Source organism: uncultured Nostoc sp., assembly GCF_964247315.1.
Lineage (GTDB): Bacteria > Cyanobacteriota > Cyanobacteriia > Cyanobacteriales > Nostocaceae > Nostoc.
Map to the genome: position 1 here is coordinate 1 of NZ_CAXTTT010000069.1, position 23,881 is coordinate 23,881.

Genomic DNA, 23,881 nt, shown 5'->3' on the forward strand with positions numbered 1-23,881 from the left:
GCTCCCTGCTCCCTGCCCCCTGTCCCCTGCCTGCTTCTAAGGAACTGAAAGCAGAGTCAAAATATTTTGCTGTACCATCTCTGGTGATTGGTCGCCGTTGATGGTCAACAAGCAGCGACGACGGTCGTAATATTCTAGGATGGGAATGGTGCGATCGTAGAATAATTCTACACGGCGCTGCACGATTTCTGGTTGGTCATCTGGTAGCGATCGCCCCAAGGATCGACTAACCATCACGGCTTCCGGGACTTGGAGATAAATTGCCCAATCTAGCTTTTGCCCTAAATCATCCAATAAAAAATCTAATTCTTCAGTTTGGAAGGCAGTACGAGGATAGCCTTCTAACACCCAATCGCAGTTAATGTCTGGTTGTCTGAGCCGTATTCGGATCAATTCAATAATCATTTCGTCTGGAACTAACTCCCCTTTTTGCATATAGGGCTGTGCATGGTAGCCTAGTTCACTCAAGCTAGCGTAAACCGAAAGAGAAGTCCGGGGATCGGCTTCCAAGCATCGAAATTCTGGCAGGGGCTGATTGCCAGATATTGCTGACCGTAAAATCTCACCTGTAGAAATCAGAGGAATATCAAAGTATCTGCAAAGCCTTTGTGCTTGAGTGCTTTTCCCCGATCCTGAACCTCCCAGAATCACCAATCTCACAACAATTTACTCCTCATCCTGTCAAATTCCCTACTTGCTAAGTCTGTTTTGCCTAAACAACCGACAAATCTAACATTTAGCGATTTTCAGGCGTTCTGCCTAGCTTTTTTAAATAATTGGAACTGTAACTCTGATGTTTTCATTTTTACAACTTATTTCAGAGAAAAGACGAAAATTTACAGCGGTTAGCGGTTTTATAAAATACATCTAGAGATTTTACATGCAACGTCTCTACAAGCTTTCGGGTTTTGTCTATGTACTTCATTTATCTAAAATATGCTGTAAATCAAACAGGACTCTTGACTTCAATACAAACCTAGTGTTTGACTAAGAATGCAATTTGCCAAATCCACCACACTTGTGAAAAACAGATTGATTATACAGGCAAATTTGTCAGTTTCACCGCCAGTAATAACCCTTGACTTATTGTATTTTTTTTGTACTTAACTTTATGGTTGCCCAACTAGAAACTCAAAGTATCAATTCAACCCTAACCCTACCATATCCAGTTGAAGGACTAGTGCAAGTTTTCACTAGTTCCCATCGCAACTTTTTTACGAGCGTGATCGCTCAATCACTGAGAATAGCTGGACAAGGAACGCCAGTATTAATAGTGCAATTTCTCAAAGGAGGTATTCGTCAAGGACAAGATCGACCTATACAATTAGGACAAAATTTAGATTGGATTCGCTGTGATTTGCCTCGTTGTATCGATACACCACATTTAGACGATACAGAAAATCAAGCCTTACAAAAGTTGTGGCAATATACACAACAAGTTGTGTGTGCGAGCAAGTATTCTCTCGTGGTGTTAGATGAGTTAAGTTTAGCGATTAACTTTGGTTTAATTCCTGAAACGGAAGTTTTAGCTTTTTTGGCAAAACGCCCTCCCCACATCGATATCATTCTCACAGGGCCAGAGATGCCAAAATCTCTTCTGGATGTAGCAGATCAAATTACAGAAATCCGTCGGAGTTATCGACCTTAAACAAAATACTCAATTCAGGATATCCTAGTAATTCCGTTTGAATTAGCTGTGAAGTTGTGATTAAAAACGATATCTGGATTACTGAAATGGCTCAACAGGGTCTAATTTCCCCCTTTGAGCCAAGTTTAATCCGAAAAGTGCAAAAAGATGAATCAGTGGCAGTTAAACATGTAATCAGCTACGGTTTATCTTCTTATGGCTACGATATACGCCTTTCTTCGGCCGAGTTCCGCATTTTTCGCCACATTCCCGGAACTGTAGTCGATCCCAAAAACTTTAATCCTCAAAATCTGGAGCCAACAGCACTGCATACAGATGTTAATGGCAGTTACTTTATTTTACCTGCTCATTCCTATGGACTTGGGGTTGCTCTAGAAAAACTAGAGGTTCCTGAGAATATTACTGTAATTTGTATTGGAAAATCTACGTATGCACGTTGTGGCATAATAGCGAACCTAACGCCTGCTGAGGCTGCATGGCGAGGTCATTTAACTTTAGAATTTTCCAATTCTTCCAGCGCAGACTGTCGTATTTACGCGGGGGAAGGCGTGGTGCAATTGCTATTTTTAGAAGGTGAACCCTGCGCTATTAGTTATGAAGCAAGACAGGGTAAATATCAGGATCAGCTAGAGATTGTAACTCTAGCTAAAGTCTGAGCAACAAGGAACTAATCTTGCCTTACTTAGATGCTGCTTTGCTTACTATTGTGCGATCGCTCTAAATCATACCCAAAAATTAGAGTGCGATCGCTTTATCCTACAAAACATTCTCTAAATCTTGAATTGTATTGGCTACAACAATTCTGCGTAAAATCTCTTTCAATTGCTCTAAATCAGAAATTTGCGAAATTTGCGACATCAACTCAAAACCATCGCTGCCAAATTTCGCCTCTAAACTTGTTTCGATGCTAGAGATTATTCCACGTACTTCTCCTCGTGCTTCTCCTTCTGCTTCTCCTCGTACTTGTCCCTCACGTAAAATTTCTTGATACCAAGGTGACTCTCTTAAGACTGTCATATCCCACCTCATGATTTCCTGAACTAAAGTACTTTCTAATACAAAGGTTGCAAAAAATGCCAGAACTGTCTCAAGTTGATTTAATTGCTCATCAGCACGCAGCATTCGCAATGCTTCCCTAATTGTAGACTCGTTTTCTCCGCCTTTGAGAATTGGTACAAAGGGAAGCAGCGACGGTAACGGCGTCTCAAAAGCAATATTTACATCGACCTCCCAAAGGTTAATTACGCGGTAATCTTGAATTGCCCTTAACCCGATAAAATTTGATGCAAAGCTTGTAGGTATTTCACTGTTGCTGATTTTGAGAATATTAATCAGTACAGGGTAGGTTTGTAGTTTATATTTCTCTTCCGCAAGAGCAGCATAAGCACGCATCCGACGCGGCATTTCTGATGTGTAGCGCAATTGTAACTCATTGAGGATAAGAAATTTTCCGTATTGGGGACTTTCAGCCGGAATTACAACATCACTTTGTCGGCTAATCCATTGAAATTCTGTATTTAAGATTTCGCCTGTAACAATGTCGGGAATTCCTGTCACCCATTTTGCCCAATTATTTGGTGCAAGGCTGATTAATTTTTTAGTGCTAATATCGGCAGCTTTGTTCATCAAAAAAATAGATGCGATCGCCCTAAATCAAACCCAATAAATCTAAGGATAGTTGCGTCGCTTTATCCTACCGCAAATTATGTCAACTCTCGTATATAAAGAGCAAGGTAAGCCATTATTTAAGGTGCTAACCTGGCTTTACCTAGACGCTGCTTTTCATACCATTGTGCGATCGCAGGTGCCCAATCTTCAAAATGAGGCCACATCATTTCACATAACTTTTGAATTTCAAGTTGAGCATCTTTCTTATTTCTCAGGTCACAAAAATGCAAGAAAGACCTTAAATTAAAACTAACTACAAAATGCTGGCGATAATCAAAAGGTACTTTACCTCTAGCATGTTCTTCAGACATTCCCGCTTCAAAATCAGCTTTATATCGTTTAGCTGCTTCTAAACACCACTCCAAATCTGCTACTCGTTGCTCCGGTGAATAGTGGTACTTTTTGCCTTGTCTATCAGTGTAATAACCAACGGGACGTAGGTAAAAAACATCTTCTATATCTTTCTTACCTTCTACTACATCAATAAATTGGTTGCCTGTGTACCTAAAAGATTGTACATCAAATGATACAGAAACACGATGAGTCCGCGCCTGCTGCATCACACTGTGGGGAAAGTAACCACAGTTAAACACAATTTGCGGATGCTCTAAAGGCCCATAGTGTCCCCTCTCACCCGCTAAAAGCCGCTTAACAATAACTTCACCGCTTTGTGACTCCAAGGGCCAGGAGTCGCGCTCATCAAACACAAACCCATCAGTATAGTCCTGGTGCATCGCGGCATAAATCACCTGCTGCGGGTTTGGTGTTTTGGCAATAACCTCTACTCGAAATCGATGCATTAGTTTTTGGGAATGGATTGATGACTGAAAATGCTTACACAGAACGAGCGGAGCCTGTTTGTTAGACATAGCTTTGAACTCGATCCATCATCATATCTCTGGCTTGGACTTCTACTCGATCGGATTCAAATCCTTTACAAATATTAACAAGTTTGTTACAGTTATTTACATAAAGAGAAGACAGGGGAAAATCCATGCGTACAAGCACTGCTATCATTGACGACCAAGGCAAACTGAACAACTTTGCGATCGAGCCAAAAGTTTATATAGATGAGCAAGGCGATCGCACTGGTTTCACTCCCTATGCAGAAATGCTCAACGGTCGTTTAGCAATGATTGGTTTTGTCTCTCTGATAGCATTAGAAGTATTCACAGGACACGGTATTGTTGGTGTTTTGGCAAGTTTGTAAAAACTAATTTATTTAAAATAACTCTCAAAAAATGATAAGAGACGGTAATTTTACCGTCTCTTAATTTATGGAAAACTTAGTGCTAGAGTGAAAATATACTGATAACAAAAGCCGTTAGTTATCAGCGTAAAAATATTGGGTGAACTATGGCTTTAACTGCTTCAACTATGTTGCCGCTACGCACTAAAGCGCCAGATTTTAATCTACCGGAAGTAGTATCTGGAAAGGCAACTTCACTTTCTACCTTTGCAGATAAAAAAGCACTGTTAGTAATGTTTATTTGTCGACATTGCCCGTTTGTAAAACATGTCCAAAAACAATTAGTGCAGTTAGGAAGAGATTATTTTACAAGTGATTTAGCGATCGTTGCCATCAGTGCTAACGATGCAAAGAATTACCCAGATGATGCGCCAGAGTCGTTACAAGCATTTGTTACAGAACAAGGTTTTAATTTTACCTTATGTTACGACGAGAGCCAAGAAACAGCCAAGGCTTACACAGCAGCTTGCACACCAGATTTTTTTGTATTTGACGATCGACGCCAACTTGTTTATCGGGGACAATTAGATGATAGCCGCCCCAGTAATGGTAAACCTGTAACAGGTGCAGATTTGCGCGCAGCCATTGAAGCAGTGCTAGCGGGTAAACCTGTTACAAGCGAGCAAAAGCCGAGTGTTGGTTGCAATATTAAATGGAAACCTGGAAACCAACCCAGTTATTTTGGTTAAGAAGGATTAGGCATGGAGCATTGGGCATTGGGCATTGGGCATTGTAAAAACTTTTCCCTACTCCCTACTGCCCATGGCTATTAATGTTTAATTTCCAAATTTAGTATGTAGCATCCTAATTGGACTTTTTCTGCCCACAATTCATATTCCAGCCGCAAATGCTCTGGCAAGGGATGTCCGTTGAGAGTTAAGCTACGAGTAAAATTTCGTAAGCGAATGGGATCGTTAGGTTGCAATAACTCAGTTGGCAACCAATAGCGACTAATGCCATAAACACCCTGTTCCCAAAAGTGACGGTAACTCACTTGAGCATTACCTTGCATAGTCATAATGACTCGGTAAGGGGAAATCTCCAGCCACAAAATTCTGGGACTGTTAGGGGCGTAAGCTTTGCTCTTAGTTTGAGGAAGTGTGTCTTCTGGACTTATGACACTCTCTACTTCGCAGCTAATTAAGGGTGGTGCGGTCATTAGTAAATGAAATCGATCGGTATCTTTTTGATACAATGTCGCGGCAGTTTCGACAACAGACCAGATTGGTAGGTCAGTAGAAATAAGTGATAAGCACACGGGCTTGCGGTGATGGGTCAGCATGGGAGCGATAAGGGCTAAAAGCTATTGAACAAAATGAAATGAACACTCTAGCTGTCTAATAGGTCGGGGTAGGAAACTAAATAGTAAAACAGGCTTAATATTAATGAATCCGCTGATTTGTTAATAAGCTACACAAATCTGGATGAAACAGGTAGAATGTCAGCTTACACAGCAAAAACGGTATTTTTATCTAGAGAAAGCTAATTCGTAAGTAAAGCTTGTAAATATTCTAAGGCTATAGCCTCAAAACAGTGGCAGTCGTTTTAGATGCTAAAAACCTTCTTCAGGGAGACTTACCGGAGATTGGAGTAAGTTTCATACAGCCAAAAGCGATAGGATACTAGGAAGGAAGTCACCAGAAGCGACAAACTAAGTCGCTGATGAACTTCCGGTGTATTCAAATGCCAGTGTATCCTAATGTCGGCTTCTGTTATAACCGTAGAAACTCACGAAAACCTTTCTCACCAAAATATTGCTGAGTAAAAAGTAAAATTCATTGACTCAGCAATATTTTGGTCTGCCCATTGCGCGTCTGGCAGAGAAGAAAGAGCAAAGATTTCCATTTCAAAGCAGCAGAATATGAGTAACCGTGTGAAGCGAAAGTTTCATGTACGGTTTCAGGCCAGAGGTAAACCAGCCTCGAACTGTTAAATCAGAATATTAATTACAAGTTTTTATTATGAGAACTAAACTTCAAAGTAATGCGATCGCTAAAGTTCTTAGTTTGCTTTTATCCCCGTTAGGGAAAGTGGTTATGTAAAGAGTTACCTTTTGTAAATCTTAAAAGGAGAGGGTTTCAGACCCCCAAATCGACGCATCTCAAGGTAATTACAGCGTATTTCAGGTGAATGAAATACACCGATAGGGGCACAACATGTTGTGCCCCTACGATTATCTGTACCTCACCCTGCGGGTGACGCTCCTGCGTCGCTAACGCTGCGCTAAAAGCAGTCGCTCATGGGGGAAACCCCCAGACGCTCGATGACTCGCTTTAAGCGTTGGCGCAGCCTCTCTAAGAGTTGCCATGCCGTTGGCGTTCGCGTAGCGTGTCGCAGACAAGTCTCTCGTTCGCGTTAGCGTCTCTGAAAGAGAAGAGAAGGCTTTACGCTGCGCTATTGCCCTTGGCGTCTCCCCTTCTCCCAAAGGGAGAGGCTAACACCAAGGGAGAAGACCGCACTGCTTCACCAAGTTGCAATCTGCTGTATGGGGTTTTTAAGGTTCGGCTGAAATGTATCGATGAGTTTCAACACATTTAACTCAAAGTAAAATATCTTACTTAAACTTATTAAGTTTTTAATACCCGATCAAGTCGATTTCAATAAGCAAAAAGGCATATTGCTTTCTTATTTCAGTAGATTCAGCAAGCAAAAAGGCATATTGCTTTCTCAAAATGCTTAATTGCTTTCTCATTTCGGTATATCGCGCATTCATTTCGGTAAATTCAGCAAGCAAAAAGGTATATTGCTTTCTCAAAATGCTTAATTGCTTTCTCATTTCGGTATATCGCGCATTCATTTCGGTAAATTCAGCAAGCAAAAAGGTATATTGCTTTCTCAAAATGCTTAATTGCTTTCTCATTTCGGTAGATTTAGCAAGCAAAAAGACATATTGCTTTCTCAAAAGCTTGATTGCTTTCTCATTTCGGTATATCGCGTATTGATAACAACATCGCTATGTAACAAAAATCATTGGAGAATTGCCGGAGTTCTCTCAAGCCAATCAATATGGAAGTTTTTTAAAGTAAAGAATATTAACCGTACTGTATTACAAGGTTCATATCATGGCTCGGAGAAAAAGAACCTCTCAGGTGTTAGAAAAAGCAGTGCGTCGTGCTGCTAGCATCAACTCAATTAATCCCACTTTAAATTTAGGCAATGGACTTACTCTACCGGCCTTCTCAACCCTAATTGAGACGATGCGAACTAGAGAGAATTTATATAACACTGCTCTTTCCAACCTGGATAAGTTGTACCAGGAAATGCTCCAAACAGAGCGCGAGTTGGCAGATATGGCAGAGCACATGCTCTTAGGAGTTGCTACTCAGTATGGCAAAAGTAGTGTGGAGTACGGTATGGCGGGAGGTGTTCCTAAAAACCAGCGCCGTAAGGGACTGCGAGGCGAATCACCTGTTTCTAATTTACAGCAACCGTCATTTATTGCCGATGTGAACGGTAACGGCAGCAAAAATGGCAACCAGAATGGAAACAAAGCAGCAACGACAAGTTAGCTTGCATTAAAAAGCCCACGGATAAATTAGTGGGCTTTAATAATTAACTTGAGCATTTTTATTTTGAGAATCACTATAGGCTGAGGCTTCATAAAAAATCATTCTGATTTATTTTTATTCATTACCGATGCCATTGCACCTGTGAACAAGTCATGAGTGTTACAGGCTGGTACTTATTTGGGAATACTTTTATAGGAGTGATAAAAAAGGCGATCGCACTAACACTTTCAATTCAAATGTACTACGTCACCTAATAATCACTCTTATTTTATAAAAAAGACGTATCAATACTTACTAATCTACCAGGAGCAAGCAAGATGGCATTCACTGAAGATATTACCAAGCTATCTGAACAAGTGCGTAAGCGGGCTGACCAAGCTGTTGGCGAAGAATCTACTAAGATGGCACTGATTGTTCCTTTTTTGAGTGTTCTTGGCTACGATGTCTATGATCCTAGTGAAGTAATGCCGGAATACGTGGCAGATTTTGCTATTAAAAAAGCAGGGCAGTTTGAAAAAGTAGATTACGCTTTAGCTATTAACAATAATATAGTTATGCTCGTAGAGGCAAAAGCTCGTGGTCAAAAAGCTGAAGCACATGATGGGCAACTGAGTCGCTATTTTAATGGACTTTTGACAACAAAAGTAGCTATCGTCACTAATGGGGTTGAGTACCGTTTCTTTACAGACTTGCATGATAAAAATGTCATGGACAAGGAGCCATTTTTTACTTTTAACATCCTGGAATATGATACCAAAGATATTGATAACCTCAAGTTCTTTCACCGTGATAATTTTGAGGTTACAGCTATTACCAACCATGCTGAGGAAATGGTTTATGTAAAAGGCATGACTCAACTTCTAGGAAATCTTTTACGTTCTCCTTCTGAAGAATTTGTTCGCTTTTTAGTGACTGAACTTGGTACAGTTGCTCCTAGTTATGAAATTAAAGGTCGAATTACTGGTAAAATTATTGATAAATTCAAACCAATTGTTAAAAAGTCGATTCAGGGAAGTTTAGTAGAGTTAATGACTCGCTCACTTACTCCAGTAATAGATCAGCCTGTTGAACCTCCAATAGACATAGATAATGGAGAAGTAGATATACAACCAGATCCTCAAGAATCAAAAGTAGTAACAACTGCTGAAGAAATCGAAGCTTTTGAAAAAATTAAAGCAATTACGCAAACCTCAACGAGTTACAATTATCAACTCCAATACAAAGATACTGTTTCATACTTTGGTATCAATCTTGTTGGCAAAAGTACTTGGTGGTTTCTGCGGCTGTATCTATCTTCGCAGAAAAAAAGTTTTGTTACTCGACTAAGTGTAGATGAAGTAAAATCGCTAGCTTCAAACTTTGAAGTGCAGCAAGTAACAGCTTCTCTAGGGGATGTCGCATCAAAAGTAATTATTTCCTCTGTCAGTGATTTAGATAAGCTGACATCACTGATTCTCAGATGTTACGAGGCAGAAGCAGCAAAGCATCAAACATTGACTCCAGATGTAATCAGAATGGAAAAATCAGCTTAACTCAAGGTATCTACTACCAAACTACACCTAACCAACTATCTCCGATTTTTGTTTGCTAACAAATTAGCGATCGCAGTACTAATCGGCTGACTTGTAATATTTAGGACAAAAAAAGTGGCTCTGCAATTAGCAGAACCACCAAAGCTTTCGCAAAGCTGTTAAAAATTAACGAACTGCCCCTTGAGCAGAAACAGTATCAATCGGTTTCATCAGGTACAGCCGCAATAACTGCCAGCCGTTGGAGATGTAATGCGGCAGTTTTTGGAAAAATTGCAGGAATTTGGGAGTGTTGGAGCTAGTGATCGCACCCAGCTTCTGGTTATTGCTTATACAAGTATCCAAGCGCTGATAAAACTCTGGATTCTCTACATCCAGCATCAGTGGGAATACCCTACCTGCGTTTTCGTTAGTCTTCTGAATAACATGGATATCGTATTCTCGCGCATCCAATCCCAGGGTGGCATAAAAGTCCTTGCGTTGGATGTCATTGAGATACATAGTCGCAAACACCGACAACAGGAAGAACCGACTCCATAGCTTTGCTTTCCAATCATTCAATATTTGCGGCTGGGATTTCATGATTGCATCAAAGAAATCGCCGTGACGGTTTTCATCCTGACACCAGTTCTCAAAGAACCGGAAGATTGGATAAACCCGGTCTTCGGGATGTGCTTCTAAATGGCGATAAATGGTGATGTAGCGCCAATAACCGATCTTCTCAGAAAGATAAGTAGCGTAGAAAATGAATTTCGGTTTAAAGAAGGTATAACTGCGACTCTTAGTCAAAAAGCCTAAATCTAGGGACATATTAAAGTCCGACAAAGCTTTATTCAAAAAGCCAGCGTGACGCGCTTCATCCCGTGACATCAGGTTAAAACACTCTGCCAAAACAGGGCTTTTGCCTTTCAAGCGACGACCAAGTTCTTTATACAGCAAAAAGCCGGAAAACTCTGCCGTACAGGAACGTTCTAGAAATTCAACGAACAATCGGCGAGTTTCCCCGTCAATATGATCCCAGGATTGTTCAAACTCGGCATCCCGAACAAAGTGGTGGCGATTGTAGTCAGTGCGGAACTCTTCAAGAATGGCTCTTAACTCATCTTCATTGACGGAGATATCCATCCGTGCCATTTCATCAAAATCGGTAGTATAAAACCGAGGTGTTAACAGGGTTTCTTTTGCCGGGACTTTAATTCCTGGCCGGATTTCTTCAAAGCCTGGTTTTTTGAGGGAATCTACCATGTCTTGATTTCTCTTTCGTCTTTATTATCTTAAGTAGACCTTTCGGGTGACGTTCCTACGTCTCTACCGCCACGGTAACGGCAGTTCCTCATGGGGAGCCAGTGCGTTGGGCGGCTGTGCCGACTTGAAGCAACTGGCGTGGAAACCCGTTGGCGCTAGCCTCTCCCTTTGGGAGAAGACCGGACTGCCTCACCAGAAATGCTCTGGCAAACCGTAACAGCCCACAATAATCCAATTGTATAAAGTTCAGTCTACCAAGGTGCGGGTGAGAAATTTGTAAGCAAAACATTAAGAGTTGCAACAATCATTCAATATTAGCGGAATCAAAAATCGCAGATTGGTAGTCAAATAAATGTAATTGAGTGAGCAGGATTATTTTGATCGAGTGGACTAGCACTTACCTTTTGATTCTGAAAGCACTACTATCTCAGTAATTTTCTGTGGTTGTTACTAAAATAAATTCATGGGGTTCTATTAGTACGTTGATCGGCTTAAAATTAACAATTAATCAGTAGCATACTTACTGAAAGATTATAATTATTCTAGTGATGTTTTGCACTTTTGTTAATAACTAGAAATTGGACAATGCTCACAACTTCAAATCAGAGTTGCAGCGAACAGTAGTGTCCACTAAGAAAATTGCTTGCTAGCAATTGATGCATGATGTAAATCTAGCTATTAGTACTTAGTATAAAAAGTAAGCCGAAAAACCTATCTTAAACAACAAGAGTAAATCCAAAGGTTTGAAAACAAGATGAATCTTGAAAACAATCAGCAGCAAAAAGACCGATTTCTTGTCTCTTATATCTTGTGTGCAGTCGGATTTATGGGGGTGGGAGGATTGCACCGTTTCTACAATGGCAGGATCGTAACTGGTTTGTTTTGGCTGTTGACTGGTGGTGTGTTTGGTATAGGGCAGTTTGTGGATTTGTTCTTTATCCCCAACATAGTTGACGAATACGAACACAACCTGAGATTAAAAGCGGGTGTATCTCCCTTTGGTGTGCCGTTGAATCAAGCAGTGGTTGCTTCTCAAGTCCACCGCCCAACAGGCAACCAACTCATGGTGAAACTGATTGAAGCGGCGGAAAGCAAAGGTGGTATTTTAACTGTCACTCAAGGGGTGAAGTTCACGGGAGCCAGCTTTGCTGAAGTGGAAGCTACTCTCAAAGAGATGTACAAATCAGGTTATGTAAAAATTGATAACGACCCCAATACTGGAGCCGTTACCTACCATTTCCACGAACTTTAATTGTTATTTGTCCTTTGTCATTTGTCATTTGTTAAAAACTAATGACCAATGACCAATGACCAATGACCAATGACCAATGACCAATGACTAATTTCTACCTAACCACTTTTGACCGTCCAAGCGCTGAACTAAGCCATATACCAATAAATCGAGGGTAATTTTGCGTTCATCGATTAAGAATGACTCAAAAGTGCTAGGTTTTTTGCCTTCATTACAAGAAAATCCTTTTTTCCCTTGAATATCTTCATCTGGGAAATACAGGTTAAACTGACGCTTACCAATTTCTGACCAACTGCCGATAATTTGCCAGCATTCTTCGGCGGATTCAAAGCCAGTAATTGGCACTTTTTGCTTGGCAAAAGACACCTGTAAATCTTGTACGCCTTTTTGAGCGATCGCTTTTTGTAAAGCTGGCAAGTAGTCTTGCTCAATGAACTCTACAAATGGCTTATTTTCAACAGCTGGGGCTTTTTCCTTCTTAGCGGCTTTAGCTGCGGCCTGTTTTTCTTCCTTAGCGTCGTCGGCGGCGGGTTTTTCTCCTTTTGCGGCTTTAGCTGCGGTGGCGGGTTTTTCTCGCTTGGGTGATGCAGCAGCTGGTTTAGCAGCATTGGGATTATCTTCGGGATTTGCGGCTTTGGGATCTGGCGCGTTGGCAGTAGGAATATCTGTGGCTTCGGGTGAGTCTGTACTAGGAGCGTGTTCTTCAGCCACACTCGGAGCTTGCTTGTCAACAGTGCTGGGAGCTACTTCTCCCGCTTGATTGTGATTGGTTGGGTCTGCCATTGCTCAGGTCAATCCTTTAATCTAGCTTTGGGAGCGATCGCTCACCTTGATGTATCGGGTATTTTTATTTTGACATACTAGTACTGCAAGGCGGAATTCCTAATTTGTAATAACGCTCCTGCAAACGCTCGTACAGTTAGAAATAACGCAAAAGCTTAGGATATAAGCTTTTTTACCCTCCGCCTCTTTCAAATCCCTTTGAATCCCATACCAGTTTCTACCTGTTGCTGTGCTGGAGTAGAACTCACCTTGTCAGACGCAATGCTAGAAGTCTGACGCCTAGCGCCAACTTGGCTCAAAAATATACCTACTAAAATTAAGCTACCGCCAATATATTGAGGTCGGGTAGGAGCTTCACCCAAAATTAGATAGGCTGCTATAATTCCCACAATTGGGCCAAATGAGCTAACCAAAGAAGCCATAGAAGCAGTAGAAGTTTTCAAGCCTTTAATCCAAAAAGACTGGCCTAGCACCACAATCAACCCGCCATAAAGAAACATCCACTGCCACAAGAATGGTGAGAGGACACCAGCGAAATGATCCCTGCCATAGAGGATTAAAGCAGTAAAGAAAAAGATTACAGTTCCTAGTGCAGTCCGAAAAATGCTATAGATTCCCAAAGGAATCTGCGAAAGGTGTTTCTTGCTAATAATCGTAGAAGCAGCTATAGCCACAGATGCGGCTGCGGCCAAAAGTTCCCCTATGCCTAAACCGAAACTTCCCATGTTCATCATGGTTTCTGTTGGAGGCTGAAGGATAATAGTTAGGATAACACCAACAAAAGCTGCGATCGCACCAAGAAATTCCCAAATATTTACCCGTTCTCTCAATAACCAGACTGATAAAGCCAAAGTTAGAGGCGGTTCCAAGCGTCCCACCAAGATGACATTGTTCACCCTTGTGAGTGCCAGTGCCTGGAAAATTAAGCCAGGGGCTAACGCTCCTAATAAAATAGCTACTGCCGTTAGACTGACCCAATCCTTCCTTGAGAGCTGCTTCAAAGTAGCTTTGTTCCACTGCCGCCCATAGATTAGGATCAGAAGTATCAAAGCGCAAAGGTTTCCCACGAATAAAACATTACACAAAGAAATCGGATTGCGATTACCAATCAGATGTTGAGCACCAATTTCTGTTAGCTTCCGAGTAACGGCGCTAGATGCTCCAAAAATTAGCATTGCTAGCCAAAGATATGTTTGTCCTGAAATTCTATGGATTTGGCGATGTGGTCTTTTGGATCTAGTCACAATAACATCACTGCAATGAAAGCATTGCTGATCATATTAAGTTATCCTCACGCACTTCAAAATGAGGTTTTGTTGAGAAAATACTTAAATTATCCTGTGACTTTGAGCAGCCATGATTACCTGAGAAAATGCTGAGAATTCACTAAATTTTCTCAAGGGATAAATTCATGAAAATAGTGGCTTAGTTTCAATCAGCTTTCACTGCCACCTGAGATGCTTGGGATGTTCAGGATAAAACAAAAAAGAGAAGTAACAAATGAAACTCGCACCCTTACTTACAAGTGTAGCCTTGGTCGGTTTTTTCACAGTTTGGGACGTACCATTAAAGGCGATCAATCCGTCATTAGTGCAGGCATCAGCAGCCCAAGAAATGTCTTTAGCACAAAAGTTAGACTTGCTTACTAAGAGTAAGGGTCAAATTGGTAGTGGCGATCAACTACGTCGTTTCTTCTTTGGTGACTTGGAACCAATCGGTATCCAGGTAGGTGGTGCAGGTCATGTAGTTAACCTTTATAACAAAGCTAATGATATCACCTTCTCTTATTGTGTGCATTACGATGTGATTGTTGCCATTAAAAAAGGTAAGGTAACTAAATTTGAACCCAGTGAAGTGAAGTAATAATAAATCCACTTTCTAATTAATATTTTGCTGAAACTAGAGGAGCAATTCGATTGCATCTAAGTTGCAATATATGAAGAAAAGCCCGGAGCAATAGAAATGTCTCCGGTTTTGTGCTGTGCTTTTATGCCATAGAAAAAGTCTGATTTCGTCCTTCACAAAAAGCCGTTAACTTTCTGGCAGAATCAGGTTAAAGGTGAAAATTAGAAAGATGAGTCTTCTTTTTAACTTTGTCCTTGAAATCTTATTTAATTCTTTTCGATAAAGGAATTTTTAAGTAAGCAGGATAAGAGCGATCGCCTGCAAAGATAAATTGTTTAATAGCTATTAAATCAATCAAGTTCTGCCTGTACTAATACTTTTGCCAAATGTATTAATTAACTTTGGTATTTTATCTAGTAAAATTCTCTTTCTTTGTGAAACTCTACAAAATCAGACTTGGCAAGACAAAAAGATTGAGTAAATTGCTCTATGCAACCTCAGAGGTAATCGGTAGCGGTTTCACAAGCATAAAGCCTACTTCTATATTACTTTGCCCCGATGTGCTTTTTTTGTTGAAATAATGGAATAAGTATATCAGCGAGTGAAAACATTCAGCAACTACTAAACCTTAACCAATATGTTATTAAACCTTAACATTAGTCAAATATAGTCTTGTGTAAGATAACTCCAAATACAATTTACAACCTAAAATTTTGACTTTTAACGAGCAAATTAAAGATGCTTAACCTCGGCTCATTGTAATCTAGTTTGGGAATAATTGGTTCCCAAAAAATGTCTGAGAGTGTAACCTGATGTAGTTTTGAGATTTCTACCTCTGACATCAAGTTCTTACATATCCTACTTTCAGAAATTGAGCAAATAAATAGTAATTACAACAATCTTGAGTTAAGTTATCTTAGCTTGTTTACAGTCAAAAGTTTAGCAGTATTTCAGTTTTGCAAATTTCTCTGCTATATAAGCAAAGTAAGATAACGCAGACTAATTTTAAATCTCAACCTGGGAAGGTTAGCTTTGTTTGTGTCGTACAAGCTTTTAGTCAGATAGCAGTTTGCATATTTGGAGTGTTCCCAAAAGTTTAACAGGTTTCAATAAGGAGAAAATTCTCATGGCTCTTTACGGCTATACCATTGGAGAAGATCGTGACTCAAACGCTAGTAATGGTAAGCAACTTGATGTTTACCGCTTTTTGATACCTTCTGCACCTGGAGGTTCTATTACCCCTACAAAAGTAGGTACAGTCAATATTGCAGGTACTGTTACTAACGCAGATCTAGAAGGTTTGGCAACTAACCCTACTACCGGAAGGGTAATTGCAGTTAACGAAGCACGGGCTACTAATCCTCCAAATCCAATTGATCCAGCAGTTATTGTCGTTAATAATGTAGATCAGCCTTTTGCTCCAGCCACGGTTTCACCAACTCGTACACCATCTAACCTACATCGTTTTGGATTTGAGTCAGGTGCTGACTTTAGTAAACAACAAAATGCTCTGTACAACATTTCAGGAAATAAAACTGCTAATCTTGGTGGAGAACCAGTAGGAAGCTCACTTTATAAAATTACTACAGGTAATCCTGGAACTATTAGCCTTGTAGACGCTTTTGGCGCACCTACTACTGCTGCACAAATACAAGGAACTCAACCTACCAACCCTGGAAAATTTGCCGATGGATTAGCTATCGACAATCTCAATCCTGGTAACACTCGCGCTTTTGCTAGCGATTTCCATACCTCTGATGGAAATGGGAACAATCTTTATAAAGTTGATTTACTCACTGGTCAGCTATCTGCGCCGATTGCTCTGAGAAATTCTTCAGGGCAACCTTTGAATGTCAACGCAGATTCTGATTTATCATTTACTAACTTAGGTTCTCAAAGATTGATCGGTTGGCTGGAAACTGGTGCTGTTTATGAGATCACAGGCTACCAAGATGAACTTGCTGCATCAGGTCTAGGTTTAGGTAGTGCCACAGGTACTAATGGCGCTGGCTTTGCAACCGCCACCTTACTTGGTAACGTTACTTTACCAAATGCTTTGGCAACAGCACCTGTTCAGTATGAAGGCTTTACGATTGCTAATGAATAACAGTCGTTAAGATACTCTTTGTTCAACTCTTGTAAAAACTACTTTTACAAGAGTTGAAGAACGGAGCTAAAGATAAAAAAAGTTTTATTTGCCAAACTCCCTCTACTTTTTGTAGAGACTAACTGGATTTTCTTTTTAAATTTATTCAATCTATTCAATTACTTATAAAAACTTGATGCTTATGTATAAGTGCAGGGAGTTATATCATGTCTGTTTGATTGCGTAAAAAATCTAAAGCACGTCTAATTGTGTGTTAAATGATATTAATAATTAAAGTGGCGTAATCCAATAAGTAATGCCCTGGACAACTTGTTTGTTAAAACCAAACAGAGGTAAATTCTCTTCACTTAAACCCACATAAGTCCAATGTGGAAGATCATTTTGTACAGTTTGAAACCAACCATTTTGATTAAGAGCTTTTCTCTGTTCTTTACTACCTACGCGTAAATCAATTGCTAATCCCCAAAGATGTTGTGAAGTTCCGGGAGGTGCAACTAAACCGAGAATTTTTGTTTCTTTACCTTGTTGAACTTTTGCCAAAACTTGATTATTAGCATATTTATTCCAAAATTTTAAATTCGTGTTAAAAGTGCGAGTACAATCACCAGAGCCATAACCAGATTTTAGCGGAATTTGTTGCTGAGTTCGTGCTTTATTTAAAGCATCAGCCGCAGGTTTTTGTAAAAAGCAGTCGTTAGTACCATCAACATGACCCATTGTTAAAGTAGCTTGAAAATCTTGGGTTTCTTGTTCATTAACAAAGATATCTTTTTGCGGTAATTTAATCCCAATATCTGGATTTACAAATACTGCACCATAGCTTCGTAGCAAAGTATATTCATAAGTACCAGGCTGGGGAATTGTGGGTAATTTTCTGGCGATCGCAGATAAAAAACGCTGTTGAGGATTTAATTTGGGATCGGGAATAAATGGTTCTGATGTTGTATTTTTAGAACTATTTGTACAAGGTAATGAATCATTACTCAAGCATTGTTGTAATGGTTGAGCAGTTATAGCAACTTTGTGGTGGGTAATCTCATTGCTAGCTACTAATACAAAAATCATCAATATAACGATACTGATAAAACTTATTTTTCTAATAAACCTAGTAATATTTTTTTGAGTTCTGAAGGTGAGTTTCATTTTAAAGAATTGCTTAACGATTCAAAAATAAAATTAAGAAGATTTTGAAAAGTATCTATTATTAATGACTTAAAACTACAGATGATTTATCAGCATTAAGCTATAGTTTCATAGAAGTTAGAGAAAATATCTAATATATACCAGTCATAAATTAATTTATGTTGGCTAACAATACGAACAATAGCTGTGTTCAACAACCCGGAACGTTGTCACAAATTTTAAAAGGATGATATTTTCCACTTACTACTAAAGTTAAAAAATAGAACCTTGCCTTTAATTGAGTACTAATAAGTTTGATAACTTGTTTATTAGAAAGTTACATCCATGAAACCACTGGAACAGTTAAAATTGAAAAGAACTCTAAGCTTGCCGATCCTGTAAGTATGACCATGCACAATTCCGTTGAATTCCAAGACGCTTTTGATGTCATAGTCGTCGGTGCAGGTCACTCCGGTTGCGAAGCAGCTCTCGCCTCTGCACGCCTCGGTTGTCGTACCCTGCTATTGACGCTCAACTTGGATAAAATCGCTTGGCAACCTTGTAACCCAGCAGTAGGTGGCCCAGCCAAATCTCAGTTGACTCATGAGGTAGATGCACTCGGCGGAGAAATTGGTAAAGTAGCAGACCGCACCTATCTGCAAAAACGTATCCTCAACTCTTCACGGGGGCCTGCTGTTTGGGCATTACGCGCCCAGACTGATAAGCGCGAATATGCAGCAGTGATGAAAAATATTGTCGAGAATCAAGAAAACTTGACAATCCGCGAAAGTATGGCAACAGATTTGGTGCTGGGCGCTAACAATGAAGTTATCGGCGTTGAAACTTATTTTGGTGTAGGGTTCCAATGTAAAGCAGTCATCTTAACAACTGGCACCTTCCTGGGAGGCAAAATTTGGGTTGGTAACAAATCAATGCCAGCTGGACGGGCTGGAGAATTTGCGGCTGAAGGATTGACACAAACCCTAAATCGCCTGGGATTTGAAACCGGCAGACTGAAAACTGGAACTCCAGCACGGGTAGATAAGCGATCGGTAGATTACAGTAAAATGCTTATCCAGCCAGGAGATGAAGATGTGCGCTGGTTTAGCTTTGACCCAGATGTGTGGGTTGAACGGGAACAGATGCCTTGCTACATCACCCGCACAACCGCCGAAACCCATCGCCTGATTCAGGAAAATTTACACCTGTCGCCAGTTTATGGCGGTTGGGTGGAAGCCAAAGGGCCGCGTTATTGTCCCAGTATTGAAGATAAGATTGTCCGCTTTGCCGATAAAGAAAGCCATCAAATCTTTATTGAACCGGAAGGAAGGGATATACCCGAACTTTATATTCAAGGGTTTTCTACAGGGTTGCCAGAAAATTTGCAGTTGCAAATGTTGCGGACTCTCCCCGGTTTGGAAAAATGTGTGATGCTGCGTCCCGCCTATGCAGTGGAATATGACTATTTACCAGCAACTCAGTGTTACCCCACACTAATGACTAAAAAGATTGCGGGGCTGTTTTGTGCTGGGCAGATTAACGGCACTACAGGTTATGAAGAAGCTGCTGCTCAAGGGCTGGTGGCGGGAATTAACGCCGCTCGATTTGTTCGCTCTCAAGAAATGATTGTGTTTGCCCGCGAACAAAGTTACATTGGGACGCTAGTTGATGACCTGTGTACAAAAGACCTGCGGGAACCTTACCGGATGCTCACCAGTAGGTCAGAGTACCGATTGCTATTGCGTTCTGACAATGCCGACCAACGTTTGACACCCTTGGGACGAGAAATTGGTTTAATTGACGATCGCCGCTGGGATATGTTTATCCAAAAACAGGGTAATATCACCACAGAAAAACAAAGATTGCAAACCATACGAGTTAAAGAACATGATGAAATTGGCATAGCGATCGCATCTGATACCCAACAAGCAATTAAAGGTTCAATTACCCTCAATGACTTGTTGCGCCGTCCAGGATTGCATTACATTGACCTCGACAGGTTCGGACTGGGAAACCCTAACCTCAACCGGGCCGAAAAAGAAGGTGCAGAAATTGACATCAAGTATTCTGGCTATCTCGCTAGGCAACAAAATCAGATTGACCAAATTGCCCGCCAAGCTCACCGCCAGTTACCTGGGGATTTAGACTACACAACAATTGATACTCTTTCTAAAGAGGCACGGGAAAAGCTGACTCACGTAAAACCACTTACTCTTGGTCAAGCTGCACGTATAGGTGGTGTAAACCCAGCCGATATTAACGCCTTATTATTATATTTAGAATTGCGTAGAACCAAGAACCAGTCAGCGTTTCCAGCGTTAGCTTAACACAAGCTTGATAAAGACTGAGTATAGTAGTAGAGAGAGATTGGTATGATAGATGACATAAAGATTAGTAGTGGCATCATCAACAATCCCCAGATGAAAGTTGAGTTTAATACCAACACTCAATCAACTTATCTCAATTAAGATGGAGGATTGGATGTTTGATTATTTAGGAGGCAAAAGGCAGGAGTAACCCACGCGCAACTGCATAGGATTGGAGCAAGACCGGAGACGGAGCGGCTCCACTCTTTGTATCTCGCTCAACACGTTTCAATACAATTCTTCTTTTTAAACCGGGTAATTACCCAAACTCGAAGTTTTTATTCCTACTTATTTTTTGTCAGTAAAACCTGTCCTCTACCTGCTACCTCCTCTATAATCCTAATTTCAGGCAGTAGGGGTGGCGTTTACTCTTCCAAGCAACAACCCAGAACGTCTATGTTACAAGAAGCCAGCACCCGTCTCATAGTACCAGAACCATCAGAGGACTTAATCACCAACGAGCCTTGGTCGATAGAAAACTATGCTGATGGCTTAATGGATGAACTCTTTGCCGATATCGACTACATTCTGGATGCTAGTGGTAATTTACTTTCTCAAACTGTTAGGGACAGTAGTCAGAACAGCTCGAGCCACTCTGTTGCTGGAATTTCCGCCCAAGCTCAACGCCAATCGCCTCCAGAATACGTGCCTCTGCAAACAGTTACGATGCCACAGATTATCTTACCGAACACACTGAACCAAGCAGTACATTCATTTACTCAAGATAATCACAAGCAATTGAGTACCGTTGCATTTGATCCCGCTACTGTTAAACCAGTTAGTAGAAAGCGTCAGAAAACTAGTTCGGTTTTGGGCAAACTGCTGATTGTAGCAACAACTTTAGGCGTGGCGATCGCTAGTACAATCTACTTGGTGCAGTCTGGAGTCGTATATCTTTTAAATACCAAATTGCCCGAATCAACGCTGATAGTGCCGCAACCGCAGTCACGATTGCCCGTAAAAACAGAAATTGAGGCAGAATTAGTTGACTATATGCTCCAAGCACTGGCAGTTATAGACAAGCAAGAAGCAAAAAGCAATCAAAAATCTTTCAATCCAGGATTCTCCAGTCAGGCAAATACTAACCAAATAGCCCTTGGTGGCCAGCAAGCAACTGCTAATCTACCAGCACTTCCACTTTTAGCTAACAATACACCACCAGCACCCAACCGTTCTGGAAGCGTTGTTGAGCGCATCTACGTCCCCGTTTATCAAGCGCCGTCACCAATGCGCTATGCCCTTCCTGCCATTCCAGGGACTCCCACACTTTTACCACAAGTTGCCAGTGTATTGCAGGGATCTCAACCTAATGTTGTGAAAACTGCCCTGAATACAGTGCGACAAGCTGCCAAACCTGTAACTGTTAATATGTTAGCTGCTGCTGTCCGAGCCGAACTCAAACCTGTGGCAGCCAAAACTGCACCCATTACCGTGCGCCAAACACCTAAGCCTCTGCCTGCATTACCAGTAGTTCCATTACGCGCTGCACTCGCACCAGAGTCAGAACCAACTATTACCCAGGAACAAGTATATCCGCCAACTGCGATCGCAGAAGTTCCGAGTAATACCTTAGAGGGATTGCTAGAGTTGGGCAACAAATCTGCCGCTTTGTTTAAAATTGATGGCGTGACTCGCCGCATCAATATGGGTGAAGGTATCGGCTCCAGCGGTTGGACGCTAGTAGATGTCAGTAATGGCGAAGCAGTCGTCCGACGTAATGGCGAAGTGCGATCGATTTATGCAGGACAGAAACTATAAATTTTTTCACCTACTGCCTGGTTGAAAAGAGTTTAAAGATTAAACTTATCTATCACCATTAATATTACTGCAATCAGTAATAATTGATTGAAATAATTTGATCGCGTCAAATAGTCCTTTGTCTGTATCTGCACTGTTAAGATTGCCTAGCCTAGCTCATGCGATCGCGCCTAGTTTTAACACCATCAGCCTTATTAGCAGTAAGATCGCTTTTACCTGAAATACCACGATTTTTTATCAATAAAAGCAGAAAATCAAGGTTGTGGTGAATAATTGGATTTCCCTACCTAAAGATAGTTTACATAAATAAATTTCAATGTTAAAACTATAACTTGTGTTTATTATAGTTCCACTACAGTGACTATATGGAAACTTACATCTTGCATATATCTGGCTTAAGCAAGATATATTTAGCTAAAAAAGTTAGTTTATTAATTAATGTAATCCTCAAACTTTATACCATTTCTTTGTGAGGCTGCGCCAAATTTTCTTTTTTCCTTTGTGTCCTTCTCTGACGAGACGCAACGCGAATGCGCCTTACCCTGCGGGAAACTGCTTTGCGTCTACGCAGTTCATTTTTTATATAATTTGGCACATATTTCTAAAGAATTGGTATTAACAACATGAAACAATTTAACTATTTTCAAAATAATTCTAAAAACTCTTTAAGAGAAAAGTATCATCTTTACAAAGGTGAAAATTTGAACTGGTTTCAAGTAACTCTTCGGCTTGAAAGGTCAATTATCTCTATTATTCTTCCTTGGGTAATTTTTTGTACCATATATGGTATTTTTATATCATTTTTAGATCATTTAGGATTACCAATAGCATTTTCAGATTCCAGCAATATTCTTACCAATGCTGTTTTAAGTTTTAATATTGGTTTTACATTACTATTAGTCTTTCGGACGAATACAGCCCATGATAGATTTTGGGAAGGTCGTCAACTATGGGGAGCTTTAGTAAATACATCGCGTAATTTAACTCGTGGAATTTCGATAATAGTTAAAGAAAAGACACCACAAGACAAATTAGAAAAAGAAGCAATGCTTCGGTTAGTAACTGCTTTTGCAGTTGCAATGAAGTTACATCTAAGGTCAGTGCCTTTAGACACTCAGTTGGCATCATTAATGTCTGAAAAACAATATTTACAACTTCAAGAAACTAATCATCCTCCATTACAAATTGCTTATTGGATAGGAGATTACTTGCAATATCAGCATGACCAAAATTGTCTAAATGTCTATCAACTGACTACTTTACACAATTGTGTAGATGATTTAGTAGATATTTTAGGCGGTTGCGAACGCATTTTAAAAACGCCGCTGCCTTTAATATATACTATTAAACTCAGACAACTTTTATTAATGTTTTGTCTTATATTACCTTTAGAAATTGTGAGTTTTTTAAATTGGTGGACTGGTATAGTAATGGCTTTTGTAAGTTTTACATTATTAAGTATTGAACAAATTGGCTCAGAAATTGAAGAACCTTTTGGGTTTGATCCTAATGACTTACCTTTAAATACTATTTGCAATACAATCTCAAACAATGTAGAAGAATTAATCAGTCTTGCTTCTAACAATGTTCGTTATCATTAAATCTATAAACCAATACGCTTGAGTTAGCGCTAAAAACTTTAAACTGCGTAGGTTGGGGAGCCACTGCGCCCTTGTGGTTTCGCAACTTGAAGCAAGTGGCGTTTGAGGAACGTAGCTTGCTTCCCGTTCGCGTAGCGTCTCCAAAGGAGAAGGGTAAACCAACATTTTCGGTGGTTTGTTGGGTTAAACGAAGTGAAAC

Annotated in this window: 22 protein-coding genes; 13 read left to right on the top strand and 9 right to left on the bottom strand. The window is 40.4% G+C overall.

Annotated elements, in window-relative coordinates; genetic code table 11:
- Positions 1-36 precede the first annotated feature (36 nt).
- Positions 37-660, bottom strand: a complete 624-nt coding sequence (locus ACFE93_RS20190) for an adenylate kinase family protein (protein ID WP_375475557.1) — start codon at positions 658-660, stop codon at positions 37-39.
- Positions 661-1,111: 451 nt separating this feature from the next.
- On the opposite strand from ACFE93_RS20190, the gene ACFE93_RS20195 reads away from it, so the two are divergent.
- Positions 1,112-1,648 carry a P-loop NTPase family protein gene (locus tag ACFE93_RS20195; RefSeq protein ID WP_375475559.1) on the top strand — a complete coding sequence of 179 codons (537 nt, stop codon included), beginning with the start codon at positions 1,112-1,114 and terminating at the stop codon, positions 1,646-1,648.
- Between the two features lie 86 nt (positions 1,649-1,734).
- Entirely contained in the window at positions 1,735-2,304 is a 570-nt protein-coding gene (gene dcd, locus ACFE93_RS20200; protein ID WP_375475630.1) for a dCTP deaminase, read from the top strand.
- Positions 2,305-2,404: 100 nt separating this feature from the next.
- Here the strand turns inward: dcd and ACFE93_RS20205 are convergent, their stop codons facing one another.
- Together ACFE93_RS20205 and thyX are read right to left on the bottom strand one after the other, a co-directional pair.
- The gene (locus ACFE93_RS20205) at positions 2,405-3,274 is read right to left on the bottom strand and encodes an Rpn family recombination-promoting nuclease/putative transposase (protein WP_375475561.1); all 870 of its coding nucleotides are present in this window, start codon (positions 3,272-3,274) and stop codon (positions 2,405-2,407) included.
- Positions 3,275-3,393: 119 nt separating this feature from the next.
- Positions 3,394-4,116 carry an FAD-dependent thymidylate synthase gene (gene thyX, locus ACFE93_RS20210; RefSeq protein WP_375475563.1) on the bottom strand — a complete coding sequence of 241 codons (723 nt, stop codon included), beginning with the start codon at positions 4,114-4,116 and terminating at the stop codon, positions 3,394-3,396.
- A gap of 194 nt (positions 4,117-4,310) precedes the next feature.
- On the opposite strand from thyX, the gene ACFE93_RS20215 reads away from it, so the two are divergent.
- Both ACFE93_RS20215 and ACFE93_RS20220 read left to right on the top strand, forming a co-directional pair.
- On the top strand, positions 4,311-4,526 hold the full coding sequence (locus tag ACFE93_RS20215; RefSeq protein WP_094348273.1) for a chlorophyll a/b-binding protein: 216 nt from the start codon (positions 4,311-4,313) through the stop codon (positions 4,524-4,526).
- Between the two features lie 146 nt (positions 4,527-4,672).
- Positions 4,673-5,254 carry a thioredoxin family protein gene (locus ACFE93_RS20220; protein ID WP_375475565.1) on the top strand — a complete coding sequence of 194 codons (582 nt, stop codon included), beginning with the start codon at positions 4,673-4,675 and terminating at the stop codon, positions 5,252-5,254.
- Between the two features lie 80 nt (positions 5,255-5,334).
- Here the strand turns inward: ACFE93_RS20220 and ACFE93_RS20225 are convergent, their stop codons facing one another.
- Positions 5,335-5,847 carry a hypothetical protein gene (locus ACFE93_RS20225; protein ID WP_375475567.1) on the bottom strand — a complete coding sequence of 171 codons (513 nt, stop codon included), beginning with the start codon at positions 5,845-5,847 and terminating at the stop codon, positions 5,335-5,337.
- Positions 5,848-7,140: 1,293 nt separating this feature from the next.
- Entirely contained in the window at positions 7,141-7,446 is a 306-nt protein-coding gene (locus ACFE93_RS20230) for a hypothetical protein (protein ID WP_375475569.1), read from the bottom strand.
- A 181-nt stretch (positions 7,447-7,627) separates the two neighbouring features.
- Between ACFE93_RS20230 and ACFE93_RS20235 the strand changes: the two genes are divergently transcribed.
- A complete protein-coding gene (locus tag ACFE93_RS20235; RefSeq protein WP_375475571.1) occupies positions 7,628-8,074 on the top strand; it encodes a hypothetical protein in 447 nt (148 codons plus the stop codon).
- A gap of 317 nt (positions 8,075-8,391) precedes the next feature.
- A complete protein-coding gene (locus ACFE93_RS20240; RefSeq protein ID WP_375475573.1) occupies positions 8,392-9,606 on the top strand; it encodes a type I restriction endonuclease in 1,215 nt (404 codons plus the stop codon).
- A gap of 165 nt (positions 9,607-9,771) precedes the next feature.
- On the opposite strand, the gene acsF is transcribed toward ACFE93_RS20240, so the two are convergent.
- The gene (acsF, locus tag ACFE93_RS20245) at positions 9,772-10,848 is read right to left on the bottom strand and encodes a magnesium-protoporphyrin IX monomethyl ester (oxidative) cyclase (protein ID WP_375475575.1); all 1,077 of its coding nucleotides are present in this window, start codon (positions 10,846-10,848) and stop codon (positions 9,772-9,774) included.
- 46 nt (positions 10,849-10,894) lie between these two features.
- Between acsF and ACFE93_RS20250 the strand changes: the two genes are divergently transcribed.
- Positions 10,895-11,065, top strand: coding sequence for a hypothetical protein (locus ACFE93_RS20250; RefSeq protein WP_158680325.1), 171 nt, complete (start codon positions 10,895-10,897; stop codon positions 11,063-11,065).
- 537 nt (positions 11,066-11,602) lie between these two features.
- The gene (locus ACFE93_RS20255; protein ID WP_375475577.1) at positions 11,603-12,100 is read left to right on the top strand and encodes a TM2 domain-containing protein; all 498 of its coding nucleotides are present in this window, start codon (positions 11,603-11,605) and stop codon (positions 12,098-12,100) included.
- 87 nt (positions 12,101-12,187) lie between these two features.
- Here ACFE93_RS20255 and ACFE93_RS20260 read toward each other — a convergent pair whose 3' ends face one another.
- Complete coding sequence (locus ACFE93_RS20260; RefSeq protein WP_375475579.1) at positions 12,188-12,883, bottom strand: DUF2996 domain-containing protein; 696 nt, start codon at positions 12,881-12,883, stop codon at positions 12,188-12,190.
- Between the two features lie 188 nt (positions 12,884-13,071).
- Positions 13,072-14,127 carry a DMT family transporter gene (locus ACFE93_RS20265; protein WP_375475581.1) on the bottom strand — a complete coding sequence of 352 codons (1,056 nt, stop codon included), beginning with the start codon at positions 14,125-14,127 and terminating at the stop codon, positions 13,072-13,074.
- 256 nt (positions 14,128-14,383) lie between these two features.
- Between ACFE93_RS20265 and ACFE93_RS20270 the strand changes: the two genes are divergently transcribed.
- Complete coding sequence (locus tag ACFE93_RS20270; protein WP_375475583.1) at positions 14,384-14,746, top strand: hypothetical protein; 363 nt, start codon at positions 14,384-14,386, stop codon at positions 14,744-14,746.
- Positions 14,747-15,854: 1,108 nt separating this feature from the next.
- Positions 15,855-16,835, top strand: coding sequence for a water stress protein WSP1 (locus ACFE93_RS20275; RefSeq protein ID WP_375475585.1), 981 nt, complete (start codon positions 15,855-15,857; stop codon positions 16,833-16,835).
- Positions 16,836-17,105: 270 nt separating this feature from the next.
- Here the strand turns inward: ACFE93_RS20275 and ACFE93_RS20280 are convergent, their stop codons facing one another.
- On the bottom strand, positions 17,106-17,978 hold the full coding sequence (locus ACFE93_RS20280; RefSeq protein WP_375475587.1) for a D-alanyl-D-alanine carboxypeptidase family protein: 873 nt from the start codon (positions 17,976-17,978) through the stop codon (positions 17,106-17,108).
- Positions 17,979-18,361: 383 nt separating this feature from the next.
- Here ACFE93_RS20280 and mnmG point away from each other — a divergent pair, with 383 nt between their 5' ends.
- The 3 genes from mnmG (at position 18,362) to ACFE93_RS20295 (ending at position 23,682) form a co-directional block, all read left to right on the top strand.
- Positions 18,362-20,284, top strand: coding sequence for a tRNA uridine-5-carboxymethylaminomethyl(34) synthesis enzyme MnmG (mnmG, locus tag ACFE93_RS20285; RefSeq protein ID WP_375475632.1), 1,923 nt, complete (start codon positions 18,362-18,364; stop codon positions 20,282-20,284).
- Between the two features lie 435 nt (positions 20,285-20,719).
- The gene (locus tag ACFE93_RS20290) at positions 20,720-22,081 is read left to right on the top strand and encodes a hypothetical protein (protein ID WP_375475589.1); all 1,362 of its coding nucleotides are present in this window, start codon (positions 20,720-20,722) and stop codon (positions 22,079-22,081) included.
- Between the two features lie 623 nt (positions 22,082-22,704).
- Positions 22,705-23,682 (top strand): bestrophin family protein, encoded by a 978-nt coding sequence (locus tag ACFE93_RS20295; protein ID WP_375475591.1) that lies wholly within the window; start codon positions 22,705-22,707, stop codon positions 23,680-23,682.
- The last annotated feature ends 199 nt before the right edge of the window (positions 23,683-23,881 follow it).

What these genes read in the sequence shown, in the direction of transcription:
- mnmG (WP_375475632.1), top strand. Translation starts at nt 18,362, where the DNA reads ATGACCATGCACAATTCCGTTGAATTCCAAGACGCTTTTGATGTCATA.
- acsF (WP_375475575.1), bottom strand. Translation starts at nt 10,848, where the DNA reads ATGGTAGATTCCCTCAAAAAACCAGGCTTTGAAGAAATCCGGCCAGGA.
- ACFE93_RS20295 (WP_375475591.1), top strand. Translation starts at nt 22,705, where the DNA reads ATGAAACAATTTAACTATTTTCAAAATAATTCTAAAAACTCTTTAAGA.
- thyX (WP_375475563.1), bottom strand. Translation starts at nt 4,116, where the DNA reads ATGCATCGATTTCGAGTAGAGGTTATTGCCAAAACACCAAACCCGCAG.
- ACFE93_RS20240 (WP_375475573.1), top strand. Translation starts at nt 8,392, where the DNA reads ATGGCATTCACTGAAGATATTACCAAGCTATCTGAACAAGTGCGTAAG.
- ACFE93_RS20215 (WP_094348273.1), top strand. Translation starts at nt 4,311, where the DNA reads ATGCGTACAAGCACTGCTATCATTGACGACCAAGGCAAACTGAACAAC.
- ACFE93_RS20255 (WP_375475577.1), top strand. Translation starts at nt 11,603, where the DNA reads ATGAATCTTGAAAACAATCAGCAGCAAAAAGACCGATTTCTTGTCTCT.
- ACFE93_RS20205 (WP_375475561.1), bottom strand. Translation starts at nt 3,274, where the DNA reads ATGAACAAAGCTGCCGATATTAGCACTAAAAAATTAATCAGCCTTGCA.
- ACFE93_RS20275 (WP_375475585.1), top strand. Translation starts at nt 15,855, where the DNA reads ATGGCTCTTTACGGCTATACCATTGGAGAAGATCGTGACTCAAACGCT.
- ACFE93_RS20290 (WP_375475589.1), top strand. Translation starts at nt 20,720, where the DNA reads ATGTTACAAGAAGCCAGCACCCGTCTCATAGTACCAGAACCATCAGAG.
- ACFE93_RS20225 (WP_375475567.1), bottom strand. Translation starts at nt 5,847, where the DNA reads ATGCTGACCCATCACCGCAAGCCCGTGTGCTTATCACTTATTTCTACT.
- ACFE93_RS20195 (WP_375475559.1), top strand. Translation starts at nt 1,112, where the DNA reads ATGGTTGCCCAACTAGAAACTCAAAGTATCAATTCAACCCTAACCCTA.
- ACFE93_RS20235 (WP_375475571.1), top strand. Translation starts at nt 7,628, where the DNA reads ATGGCTCGGAGAAAAAGAACCTCTCAGGTGTTAGAAAAAGCAGTGCGT.
- ACFE93_RS20280 (WP_375475587.1), bottom strand. Translation starts at nt 17,978, where the DNA reads ATGAAACTCACCTTCAGAACTCAAAAAAATATTACTAGGTTTATTAGA.
- ACFE93_RS20220 (WP_375475565.1), top strand. Translation starts at nt 4,673, where the DNA reads ATGGCTTTAACTGCTTCAACTATGTTGCCGCTACGCACTAAAGCGCCA.
- ACFE93_RS20270 (WP_375475583.1), top strand. Translation starts at nt 14,384, where the DNA reads ATGAAACTCGCACCCTTACTTACAAGTGTAGCCTTGGTCGGTTTTTTC.
- ACFE93_RS20260 (WP_375475579.1), bottom strand. Translation starts at nt 12,883, where the DNA reads ATGGCAGACCCAACCAATCACAATCAAGCGGGAGAAGTAGCTCCCAGC.
- dcd (WP_375475630.1), top strand. Translation starts at nt 1,735, where the DNA reads ATGGCTCAACAGGGTCTAATTTCCCCCTTTGAGCCAAGTTTAATCCGA.